This window comes from Mediterraneibacter sp. (assembly GCF_030825015.1).
Taxonomy (GTDB): Bacteria; Bacillota; Clostridia; order Lachnospirales; family Lachnospiraceae; genus Mediterraneibacter.
The window spans coordinates 54,396-66,431 of record NZ_JAPJQP010000011.1 but is presented as its reverse complement, the minus strand read 5'-3'; the positions used below and the strand labels follow the sequence as shown (position 1 = coordinate 66,431).

Genomic DNA, 12,036 nt, shown 5'->3' with positions numbered 1-12,036 from the left:
AGAGGTTTCGATCTCTTCCCTTTATTTTTGCCAATGATAATTATACTCTAAGCTCCTGAGGTAAACTAAACAATTACGAAACAGTTCTCGCGCAGTCTCCCGTCTGCATTTTTATAAAAGCTGTCTTAGATCTTCCAATATCCTCTTTACCGTCTGAAGTACATTTTCCGAATTATTTTTACTGCTCCTGCCTTTTTTACAATATAAAAAATAGGGAGGTTCTTCTGCCCTGAAGATCAGATCTTTTTTATAATCATTCAGAAGCCCCGGGATTTTTTGGGGATCAATCTTTGCTTTCTCATACATCGTAAACCGAAGTTCCTCTCCCTTTTGCTCTACGGCAGTAACATATACCGAGTGTGCAAGACTTTTCAGCGCCGCAATCGTAAGAAGCTGCTGTACTTTTTTCGGAATATCTCCGAAACGGTCGATCAATTCTTCCGTCATATCCTCCAGTTCTTCCTCATTTTCAATCGCAGCGATCCTCTTGTATACATCTAATTTTTGATACTCGTTTTTAATATAATATTCAGGAATATATGCGTCTGTATTCAGATCGATCATTGTTGTAAAGGACTCTGCCTCAGGTCCGCCTTTTAGTTGTCTTACCGCTTCATTAAGCATTTTACAATAGAGATCATAACCGACCGCTTCCATATGTCCGCTCTGCGCTTCTCCGAGAAGATTACCTGCTCCGCGAATTTCAAGATCGCGCATGGCAATTTTAATTCCTGATCCAAGATCGGTAAACTCGCGGATCGCAGAAAGTCGTTTCTCTGCCACTTCTTTTAATAATTTATCTCTTCGATACAATAAGAATGCATACGCCATCCGATTCGACCGTCCTACACGCCCGCGAAGCTGATAAAGCTGAGACAATCCAAACCGGTCTGCATCCTGTATGATCATCGTATTCGCATTCGGAATATCTAATCCGGTTTCAATAATCGTCGTCGAAACAAGAACATCAATATCACCGTTAATAAAATCATACATGATATCCTCCAGTTCCCGCTCTCTCATCTGCCCATGCGCAAACGCAACATTTGCCTCAGGAACAAGACGCCCGATCCTGCCTGCAACATCCGCAATATCATTGACCCGATTATACACATAATACACCTGACCGCCTCTTGCAAGTTCCCGTGTAACCGCCTCCCGAACAGTCTCATCATTTGATTCGATCACATAAGTCTGAATCGGCATCCTCTCATTCGGCGCTTCTTCCAGAACACTCATATCCCGGATCCCGATCAGACTCATATGGAGTGTTCTCGGAATAGGGGTTGCAGTCAAAGTCAAAACATCAATATTTTCTCTTAGTTTTTTAATCTTCTCTTTATGAGTCACGCCGAAACGCTGCTCTTCGTCTATAATCAGCAAACCGAGATCTTTGAATGCAACATCTTTTGACAAAACACGATGTGTTCCTACTACAATATCTACAAGACCTTTTTTCACATCTTCGATCGTCTTTTTCTGTTCTGACGCTGTTCGAAAACGACAAAGCAGATCAATCCTTACCGGAAACTCTTTCAGCCTCTGCACAAATGTATTGTAATGCTGCTGTGCCAAAATCGTTGTCGGAACGAGACATACAACCTGTTTTCCTTCCTGAACTGCTTTAAACGCTGCCCTTATAGCAATCTCTGTCTTTCCGTATCCGACATCGCCGCAGATCAAACGATCCATGATCTTCGTACTTTCCATATCGCGTTTTGTATCCTCGATCGCCTGAAGCTGGTCATCTGTCTCCTCAAACGGAAACATCTCTTCAAACTCCTTCTGCCAAACTGTATCCGGCCCGTATACAAACCCTTCCGACTGTTGTCTGACCGCATACAATTCCACAAGATCTTTCGCTACGCTTTGAACTGCTTTCTTTACCTGCGTTTTTGTTTTTCCCCATTGAAGCGTTCCAAGTTTGTTCAAACGAGGTTTCTTCGCATCTGCTCCCGCGTATTTTTGGATCAGATCCATCTGTGCGACAGGTATATACAAAACGCCTCCTTCGGCATAAGCAATCTTCATGTAATCCTTTATGATCTTGTCAACTTCAATTTTCTCGATTCCTTTATACACGCCAATCCCGTGATTTTCGTGAACAACATAATCCCCTGGTTTTAACTCGGCAAAATCCTGGATTCTCTGCCCTTCATACTTTCTACGCTTCTTCTTTTTCTTTTTCCTTCCGAAAATATCCGATTCTGAAATCACAACAAATTTCAGCATCGGATACTCATATCCCTCAGACGCATATCCGTACGCCGCCATAATCTCGCCGGGTTTTACTTCCCGCTCCATATCCTCACTGTAGAAACTGCTCAGATCATAATCTCTTAAATCTTCGGCAAGACGTTTTGCCCTTGTTCTTGAACCTGACAAAAGAACAACTCTGTATCCGTTTCGTTTCAGCCTTTTCAAATCCCGTGTCAGAAGTTCAAAACTGTTATTATACGGATTCACCCCTTTTGCCTGCAATGTATGAACCATTCTCACTTGGAACAGACCACATTTTGATTCCAGCGTAGTCATTCCGATACCACTATAACCATTCATTTTCCCGATGATATCTTTCGTCTGAAATACTTGCAGATCTTCCGAGTTCGCTTTTTCCAGCCCTGCATCGATCCGGTTTCTCAGACTTTCAAAATACTCTGTTTCCACCGTCTCCGCCATTTCCTGCAGTCTGTGAGGTTCATCATAAAACAGAAGCGTTTTATTTCTTGGAAAATACTCTAAAAACGAAACCGGGTTTCCTTTTTTTCCACAGTTTTCGGAAGCCGGATAGATCGTAATTTCTGAAATGTTTTCTACAGATCTCTGACTTTCAACATCGAATGTCCTGATCGAATCGATCTCATCTCCCCACAATTCTATACGAACCGGCATTTCCTCCGAAAGAGGAAACACATCAATGATTCCTCCTCGTACCGCAAACTGACCGGGCATTTCTATCTGGCTCTCCCTTTCGTAGCCAAGCGTTGCAAGTTCTTGCTCTAAACGGGTAAGATCGACCGTATCTTCTCCTGTAATATGAATCCTGCTTTTTCGGATCTCTTCCGGCGAAATGATCCCGTCCAAAAAAGCATCCATCGTTGTAATCACCGTAACAGGATCTTTATCCCTTTTCTCCGAAATTGCCCTCAGAACTTCCATCCTCTTTGCAGTGAGCGTTTTCCCTTTAATATCTGCATAGTAAAAAAGCAGATCCCTTGCCGGATACAAATACACTGCTTCCCCGAACAACATATATTCTTCATATGCCTTTTTTGCTTTTTCTTCATCTGCAAAAATAACAAGTTTATATTCACATCCGTTTCCAAGTCCGCAGATCAAGTGTATCTTCTGTGTATTTACACATCCTGCGATCTGTATCATCCCGTTTTCTTTTGTCCTGTTTTTTCGGATTTCTTCATAATCCGCCAGTTCCTCTAAGGGAGCAAGCAACGCTTTCATAACTTATTTTTCCTCTTTCTTTTTTCGGTTATATTCATTCATCGCCTCGTTGATCTGACCTGAAACGATCAGTTCCACGGCATGGACTGCATGACTGTACCCCTCTTCCATCAGTTCTGCTTCACCTTTGGAAAAATGTCCGAGCACATAGTCCGCAAGATCATATTTTGCCGGCTTCTCTCCGACTCCAACTTTGATCCGCGGAAAGACCTGACTGCCAAGATGAGCAATAATATTTTTTATTCCATTATGCCCTCCGGCGCTTCCTTTTGCCCGGATTCGAAGCTGTCCTACATCAAGACTAATATCATCATAGATAATGATCAGCTCCTTTTCTTCATCCACTTTATAATAATCCAACAGGCTGCGTATACTTTCCCCACTCAAATTCATATACGTCTGCGGCTTTGCCAGGATAACCTTCTGCCCTTCGATCATCCCTTTTCCAATAAAAGCTCTATGCTTCTTTGCATCTACATCTATATTATATTTCTCTGAAATCCTGTCTATTACTTCAAACCCGACATTATGTCTTGTTCCTTCATATTGTTTCGTCGGATTTCCGAGTCCTGCAATAATAAACATCTTTTCAACCTCCTTTTCAGCACAAATATTTTACAATATCTCTCTTTCTTTGTCACGCAGATCACATGCATATTTTTCCTTTTTCAATCATACACTTATAAAAAAGCGGATCGCCGTAAAACGGCAGCCGGATAATCGGGAGGTAACTCTATGAGTTCCAGAACAAAAATCGTTGTTCTTCACATGAAAGAAATCATTTATACCGCCATTTTTGCGGCGCTTGCACTTCTGGTCATCGTCTTGCTCATTTTTATGTTCGGCACAGATAAAAAAGACAGCGCCGTAAAAAATGAAAAGCAATATACGCCCGGAATTTATACTTCCACACTGACGCTGAATCATACGAATCTGGAAGTAGAAGTTTCTGTTGACGCCTATAAGATCAATTCGATCCGATTCTCCAATCTTGATGAAACGGTAACAACAATGTTTCCACTCATCCAGCCGGCTATTGAAGAAATCGCAGATCAGATCTACGAAACACAATCCCCGGAATCGATCACCTTATCCGAAGATACTCCTTATACATCGCAGATCATTTTAGATGCCATATGCGAAGCCGTCGAAAAAGCCGCAGTAAAATAACTGCGGCTCTTTTCTGCACTGCCTTCTGTATGGCAGCATAATATCCGTTAGCATGCTCACATATGCTGATATTTATCCTTCCACAATCAAATAGGTTCCGTCCGGCAGAGCAAATACTTCTGAAGCGTCCTCCAGATCTTCCGCAGACATTCCATCTACATCAACACCTTCTTCTTCAAAGTATTCTCTTACCTCTTCTATCGAATCGACTACAACAGCCATGCAGTCTGCAAGAAATGCTTCTGCCTCTTCCAAATTGCCTGCCACAGGCTCATCAAATAACTTCGTCTGTTCTTTCAAAAATGTGCTCAGGCACTCTTCACTGTACTCATTCATCTCTCTTTCTCCTCTTCCTTTATCATATCAAGAATTTCATCTGCTGCAGCTACGATTCGGCATGCGCCTGCCATTTCAAGTTCTTCCCTTGTTCGAAATCCCCACTCTACAAGCACCGTATCCATCCCGGCTGCATTTCCGGTCGCTGCGTCAACCTCTGAATCCCCAATGTACAGCACTTCCTCAGACGCTGCTCCAAACAGATCTGCCATAGAAAACAGAGCCGCCGGATCCGGTTTTCTCGGAACGCCTTCTTTCTGACCCCATACAAGATCAAACAGCTCTTTTCCGAATATCTCTTCTACAACATGAACAGCCTGACGATCCGGTTTATTAGACAACACACCGAGCTTCATTCCTTTCTTCTTCATCTCGGAAAGCATCTTTTCAATTCCAGGATAAGGTTTTACATGATAAGTACAGTTCTTATCAAAAATACGTCCGTATGCCGCAAATGCCTCTTCAAAACGAGAAAGACCTGTATCCCCCGCCGCTTTCAGCGACTGCTCGATCAATACCTTTGCTCCGTTGCCGACAAATGACCGGCATTGTTCTTTCGTAATTACCGGAAGTTCCATCTCTTCAAGCGTCTCGTTTACCGAGAACAACAAAGATTCCAATGTATCCGTCAATGTTCCGTCCAAGTCAAATATACATGCTTTGTACATGGTTCTTCATCCTCTCTTATCTTTGGTCAAATTTATATTACCATCAAGAACTTTATCTGACAAGAGACTTTCCAAAATCTCTTTCTTCTCCCATACACGCACTTATATCCTTCTTGTATTCTTATTTGCCAAGGAGATATTTCCGCATAGTTTTCAATGCATTTTTCTCTAATCTGCTCACCTGTGCCTGAGAAATATTAATCTGCTGTGCAACTTCCATCTGTGTCTTTCCCTCAAAAAAACGCAGCGTGATAATATATCGTTCTCTTTCATTCAGACGCTCCATTGCAGCCTCCAAAGAAAGCTCCTCAATCCAGTTTTCTTCCTTGTTTTTCTTATCACTCACCTGATCCATCACAAAAAGCGCATCCTGACCATCGCTGTAAACCGGCTCATGAAGACTCATCGGCATTTGGATCGCATCCAATGCATAGACGATCTCTTCTTTTGTGATTCCAATCTCTTCCGCAATTTCCTGCACGGTCGGTTCTTTCATATGCTTTTTAATATATCCTTCTTTCGCATAGATCGCCTTATATGCCGTATCGCGCAATGACCTGCTCACACGAATGGGGCTGTTATCCCGCAGATACCGTCTGATCTCTCCTATGATCATAGGCACTGCATATGTGGAAAACTTTACCATGCGGTTAGGATCAAAATGATCCACCGCTTTCATCAGCCCAACACATCCGATCTGAAACAGGTCATCTGCATTTTCACTGCTGTTCTCAAAGCGTTTGATCACGCTCAAAACAAGCCGTAAATTTCCTTTGATATATTTTTCCCGGGCTTCTTCATCCCCGGCTTTTATCTTCTCAAAAAGTTCCGTCTTTTCCTCTTCTTTAAGAAGCGGAAGCTTTGCCGTATTCACACCGCAAAGTTCTACCTTATTTACTGTCATCACAATAATCCTCCCAAGCAGTTTCTACTTAGAAGAATTCTCATTCAGTAAGAAAGATATTCCAAATCCCGCAAATTTTTATAAACTTTTAGACCTTGACAAACGGCTCCCAATTTGTAAGTCTCTAAAACCTTCGTTTCAATCCTCCCATTTATCAGAAAGATTATTGATCTGTGATTCAAATTTTGCCTTATCTTTATTCGAAAGTCCTTCATTTTTATAAATAATATCAAGCAGCCGTTTTCCTGCTGCCACAAGACGTTCGAATGCAAAATCCGCTTTTCTGCGCGCCGCTTTTCTTGCCCTGACCGGAACTCGTACGCCTTCATTTACAATCTCATTTTTCAAAAGATCCGCCTCGCAGCACGGATAAGGCGCCCATGTATTATATCCGAATTTTTCCCCGATCGTATGTGCAAACTCTTCTGTCACAGTATCTTCACCATGTACTACAAACACCCTCTCAACAGGCGTGATAAATGCTCCGATCCATGCAAGCAGTCCGTTCATATCCGCATGACCGCTCACTCCGTGAAGACTTTCGATATGAGCATGAACCTCGATCGGTTCGCCGAACAGCTTCACATTCTTTTCCCCTTCGATCAGACTTCGTCCGAGAGTTCCGTTTGCCTGATATCCAACGAACAAAATCGTACATTCCGGACGCCACAGGTTATGTTTTAAATGATGACGGATCCGTCCGGCATCACACATTCCGGATGCCGATATGATCACTTTCGGTTTCTCAATAAAATTGATCATCTTGGAATCGTCGCTCGTAGTCGATATATGAAGTCCCGGAAATACAAGAGGATTAATTCCGGCATTGACAAGTTCCATCGCCTCTTTATCAAAGCAGTCACGCATATTCATTGTGAATACCTTCGTTGCCTCAATCGCAAGCGGGCTGTCAAGATACACATCAAAATCTTCATACTCAGGAAGAAGATGCCGCTCTTTGATCTCCCGGATAAAATAAAGCATCTCCTGAGTTCTTCCAACGGCAAACGAAGGAATCACAACATTGCCTCCCCGGTCAAACGTCTCTTTGATAATCCGGGTAAAATCTCCGAGATAATCCGGTTTTTCTGCTGTATGTATCCGGTTTCCGTAAGTAGACTCCACAACGATATAATCCGCCGACTCTGTATAACTTGGATCTTTAATGATCGGCTGGTCTACATTTCCGATATCTCCTGAGAAAACAATTTTCTTCGTCACATCCCCTTCGGTTGCCCACACTTCGATACTTGCCGATCCAAGCAGATGTCCAACGTCCGTAAAGCGGATTTGAATCCCGTCGCAGATCGTGATCCGTTCTCCATATCCGCACGGCACGAGCAATTCGATCGCATCCAGCGCATCCTGCATTACATATACCGGTTCAAACTCCGGTTTTCCTGCTCTTCTCCCTTTTCGGTTTCTCCATTCTGCCTCAAATTCCTGAATATGGGCACTGTCTCGAAGCATGATGTTACATAGATCTGCGGTTGCAAATGTAGTAAAAATCTGACCCTTAAATCCGTTCTTTGTCAATCTGGGAAGCATTCCCGAATGGTCAATATGTGCATGGGTCAAGAACACATAATCAATCTCATTTTCAGGAATCGGAAGTCCCGGATTCTCATACAGATCCGGCCCCTGTTCCATTCCACAATCTATCAGGATATTTTTCTCTGCCGCTTGAAGAAAATGACAGCTTCCCGTAACTTCATGAGCTGCTCCTACAAATGTAAGCTTCATAAGTCCACCATCCTTCGTTTCATTTTTTCTTCTATTGTAACATCATTTTCAAAAATATAAAGCAAATTTCTGAAAAAACCATTCAAAAGTGACTTTATTTGTGAATTTTAATAGTATATGATTCCTTCCTCTTGTATTATGATCTCTTTTCCATTAATTTCCACTACAGCTACAGCACAATTTTTCGGAACTTTATATTTCCAGAAATCTTTTACCTTCATATTCCCCCTGATCCGATTCAGCAGCGCTGTCATCGCTGCCCCGTGAGTCGAAACAAGCACATGACTGTCCTGCAAATCTTTCCGCTCCGCGATCTCTTTCAAAAATCTTCCGGTCCGTTCATACAGTTCTTTGATCGTTTCCGCCCCTTCAGACGGAATATAATTTTCCGTATCTGTAAAAAACCGTTGAAATGCTTCGCTTCCCGGATCTGTGCATTCCCCTCTAAACTTCATCCCCTCACAACTTCCAAAACAGAGTTCCTCGATACGCTCATCTTCCATCAGCGGAACATTTCTGTCTCCGAGTATGATCTGCGCTGTCTCTTTTGCGCGGATCAATGGACTTGTATATCCAAAATCAATCCTGATATTTTTCATTCCTTTTGCCGTTTCTTCTGCAAGATATCTTCCCCTTTCATTTAGAGGAATATCCGTGCGTCCCTGGACTTTCCCTGCCTTATTCCAATCAGTCTCTCCATGTCGAACAATATAAAGTAACATTCTTTTTCCCTTTCTACTTTCGTTTTTTACATTTCTTTGCTCTTGTCTTTTTTCTTTCCGCCGTCTATAATAACGATATTACAAGCTGACCTTAAAGCAGCGATCAACAGAGGAAAGGAACAGTAATATGAATAAAATTACAAGTTTTACGATTGATCACATCCGCCTTATTCCCGGCATCTATGTATCGAGAAAAGACTCCGTCGGCAGCCATATCATCACAACTTTTGATATCCGAATGACAAGTCCCAATGACGAACCCGTCATGAACACCGCTGAAGTCCATACGATCGAACATCTCGGCGCTACATTCCTTCGTAATCACGAAACTTATAAAGATCAGGTGATCTACTTCGGTCCGATGGGATGCAGAACCGGTTTCTATCTTCTTCTTGCAGGTGATCTTACCTCTTCTGATATCATCCCTCTCATGAAGGAAATGTTTGCTTTTATCGCTTCTTTTCAAGGAGATGTTCCCGGGGCATCTGCAAGAGACTGCGGAAACTACCTTGATATGAATCTTCCAATGGCAAACTATCTTGCCGAAAAATTTCTCAAAGAGGTACTGACGGATATTCGCGAAGAACAACTGAATTACCCTGTCTGACAGATATCAAATAAGCCGTTGTTTAACGGCTTATTTTTATATCATCTCTATTTCTTTTTCAACACTTCCTTACGGACATAACGAAACGCCGCTTCTTCTCCCTGATCTGCAAGCATATGCAGGAGCTGTTCCAAAAGCTTTCTCGTATCTTTGTGCATCATATCTCCGGCTTTTCCGTTATTGTAATAGATTAACGGGTCACTGTCTTTGTACGCAGCTCCTTTATATACTTTACAGGCTGCAATCCGATCCATAAACATCTCAACAACATATCTGACCGGCATCTTCATTCCGACCAGTTTTCCCTCTCCATGGGAATCGTAATCAAGCCAATACTCATAGTGATGTTTGTTTCTTCCTTTATGGTGCAGCCACGCCGTAGAATAGCCTTTTTCTTCCCGCTCAGCATTATTCGGACTTCGAGTACCCTGATAATATTTACAGCCAACCCGAAATTCCGTCCAGCCATATTTTGACAAGTCATGTAACAGTCCCTGCCGATACAGACCTACCCGAAAGCACTCCTGCATAACGATAAGTTTATGCTTTGTGATCGTTTGAAAATGTTTGACCGCTTTCATCTTCTTTCTTTACTCCTGTCTCCCCTTTTTCTGTGTCTTTTTTCTGATCAGTCTGCCCGGATTTCTGCTTTTCTGCCGTCGTCCTGCCTTTGCCTCGGGAACTCGACTTCCGCATGTTCGCGCTCTCGTCTTCACAGCTTAGTAAAACTGCAATGCTTCTCTCCCTGATCTCTATGCACTTCTGATCTTCCAGCATTATACTTTTTGATAAAACACCCCGATCCGTATCTAACGCCAAGTGCCAGCACTTCCCTTTACCAGGAGACGGAAGTGCATAAGTATGGGGAATCCAATGCATGTTATAAGCGATAAAACAAGCGCAGTCTCCCTTACCAGTACCCGAATATAACACGCCCAGCTGACGGCTGAACACTTGATTGCTTACCTGCCATGCATTTTCTCCGTGATAAGACACATCCGGCATTCCACACGCTGTACGATCCAGTCCTTTCAGCTCCTCAGCCTGACACAAGCACGGGTGCTCCTTGCGAAATGCAATCAACGCTTTTACATAATCAAACAATCCTCTGTCAGACTTCAGCCTGCTCCAGTCAAGCCAGCCTATGGCATTATCCTGACAATACACATTATTATTCCCTTTCTGTGTATTATAGAATTCATCCCCTGCCAAAAGACACGGGGTTCCCTGTGCAAGAAGCAACAGTAAAAACGCATTCCTTATCTGACTTTTTCTCAAATTTACAATGCTTCTCTTGCGGCTTTGACCTTCTGCCCCACAGTTCCAGCTATAATTATAATCCGGCCCGTCCATATTGTTCTCACCGTTTTCTTCGTTATGTTTACAGTCATAAGACACAAGATCTCTAAGCGTAAATCCTGTATGAGCAGTAATATAATTACATCTTCCGTCTGTCGCACTGTTATGACTAAGGGATGTGATCACATCATTGACCATATTCTCATCCCCTTTTAAAAAGCGGCGCATCACATTTTGAAACCCGTCGTCTTTGCGTATCAGACGGATCTCTTTCAAAAACGGATCTTTCTTCAAAAACTCCCATGAGACAACATATGGGTTCACCACGAATCCGTCAACATGATATTCCATCATATAAAACCGCAGGCATTCCGCTGCTTTTTGTTCCGAAATTCCCGCTGCAAACGGCATTTCCAAAACAACCTCTATCTCTGCCTTATGGCATGCTTTCACCATATCTTTCAGCTCATGTGCAGCGCGTCCGTCCGACGCGTATGCTTCTTTAGGCGCAAAGTAAAATGCCGGTCCGTATCCCCAGTAATTGATCTTTGCCTTCGCACATTCGTCAAATTCATAGATTGGCATACACTGAATCTGATTGATCCCCAGCTCTTTCAGATAAGGAATCTTTTCGATCACACCACGATACGTTCCTTTATGAAGCGCTTTTGATGAACTGTGCTTCGTAAATCCCCTTACATGGATACTGTACGCCACGACCTCATTCCACGGACGGCAAATTCTCCGATCGCCTTCCCAGTCATAATCTGAAACCTGTATTTTCCCCCGCAGTCCATGCTCGCTGCTATTTTGCCGCTTTCCGAATACCTCGCGCCCCGCGATCTCTTTTGCGTATGGGTCTGTACATACTTTTCCGCCGATTCGAAAATTATATTCATACTTCTCGGGATCAAGATCCTGTATGCTCAGAAACCGTACTTCTCCGATGCCTTCTTCTCTTGGCATGTCATAACAGATCTCAGGTTTTTCACTTCCCACTTTATACAGCAGAAGCTGACATTCTTTTTCCATCGGAACCTGCACGGAAAAATTCACCTGTCTTTCTTTTGCAGCCGCCCCGAACGGAAGCGGATTTCCTTCTGTTTTTTTCATATTCCGTTTCCTTTC

General features: G+C 42.9%; 11 protein-coding genes. 2 read left to right on the top strand and 9 right to left on the bottom strand.

Going from position 1 to position 12,036, the window contains the following annotated elements:
* Window positions 1–111: 111 nt before the first annotated feature.
* Together mfd and pth are read right to left on the bottom strand one after the other, a co-directional pair.
* Complete coding sequence (gene mfd / locus RCH61_RS06655) at window positions 112–3,459, bottom strand: transcription-repair coupling factor (protein ID WP_306480225.1); 3,348 nt, start codon at window positions 3,457–3,459, stop codon at window positions 112–114.
* 3 nt (window positions 3,460–3,462) lie between these two features.
* Entirely contained in the window at window positions 3,463–4,044 is a 582-nt protein-coding gene (gene pth, locus RCH61_RS06650) for an aminoacyl-tRNA hydrolase (protein ID WP_306480224.1), read from the bottom strand.
* Window positions 4,045–4,194: 150 nt separating this feature from the next.
* On the opposite strand from pth, the gene RCH61_RS06645 reads away from it, so the two are divergent.
* Window positions 4,195–4,629 carry a hypothetical protein gene (locus RCH61_RS06645; protein WP_306480223.1) on the top strand — a complete coding sequence of 145 codons (435 nt, stop codon included), beginning with the start codon at window positions 4,195–4,197 and terminating at the stop codon, window positions 4,627–4,629.
* A 72-nt stretch (window positions 4,630–4,701) separates the two neighbouring features.
* On the opposite strand, the gene RCH61_RS06640 is transcribed toward RCH61_RS06645, so the two are convergent.
* The 5 genes from RCH61_RS06640 to RCH61_RS06620 form a co-directional block, all read right to left on the bottom strand.
* Entirely contained in the window at window positions 4,702–4,965 is a 264-nt protein-coding gene (locus RCH61_RS06640) for a glyoxalase (RefSeq protein WP_306480222.1), read from the bottom strand.
* Window positions 4,962–5,633, bottom strand: coding sequence for an HAD family hydrolase (locus RCH61_RS06635; protein WP_306480221.1), 672 nt, complete (start codon window positions 5,631–5,633; stop codon window positions 4,962–4,964). Before RCH61_RS06635 ends, RCH61_RS06640 begins: the two co-directional genes overlap by 4 nt.
* 121 nt (window positions 5,634–5,754) lie before the next feature.
* Window positions 5,755–6,537, bottom strand: coding sequence for an RNA polymerase sporulation sigma factor SigG (sigG, locus tag RCH61_RS06630; RefSeq protein ID WP_306480220.1), 783 nt, complete (start codon window positions 6,535–6,537; stop codon window positions 5,755–5,757).
* 138 nt (window positions 6,538–6,675) lie between these two features.
* Window positions 6,676–8,280 carry an MBL fold metallo-hydrolase RNA specificity domain-containing protein gene (locus RCH61_RS06625; RefSeq protein ID WP_306480219.1) on the bottom strand — a complete coding sequence of 535 codons (1,605 nt, stop codon included), beginning with the start codon at window positions 8,278–8,280 and terminating at the stop codon, window positions 6,676–6,678.
* A gap of 107 nt (window positions 8,281–8,387) precedes the next feature.
* A complete protein-coding gene (locus tag RCH61_RS06620; RefSeq protein WP_306480218.1) occupies window positions 8,388–9,002 on the bottom strand; it encodes a histidine phosphatase family protein in 615 nt (204 codons plus the stop codon).
* Between the two features lie 127 nt (window positions 9,003–9,129).
* On the opposite strand from RCH61_RS06620, the gene RCH61_RS06615 reads away from it, so the two are divergent.
* Entirely contained in the window at window positions 9,130–9,609 is a 480-nt protein-coding gene (locus tag RCH61_RS06615; protein ID WP_306480217.1) for an S-ribosylhomocysteine lyase, read from the top strand.
* Window positions 9,610–9,656: 47 nt separating this feature from the next.
* Here the strand turns inward: RCH61_RS06615 and RCH61_RS06610 are convergent, their stop codons facing one another.
* Window positions 9,657–10,190 (bottom strand): DUF5662 family protein, encoded by a 534-nt coding sequence (locus RCH61_RS06610; RefSeq protein WP_306480216.1) that lies wholly within the window; start codon window positions 10,188–10,190, stop codon window positions 9,657–9,659.
* On the bottom strand, window positions 10,150–12,021 hold the full coding sequence (locus RCH61_RS06605) for an alpha-amylase family glycosyl hydrolase (RefSeq protein WP_306480215.1): 1,872 nt from the start codon (window positions 12,019–12,021) through the stop codon (window positions 10,150–10,152). Before RCH61_RS06605 ends, RCH61_RS06610 begins: the two co-directional genes overlap by 41 nt.
* Window positions 12,022–12,036: the final 15 nt, after the last annotated feature.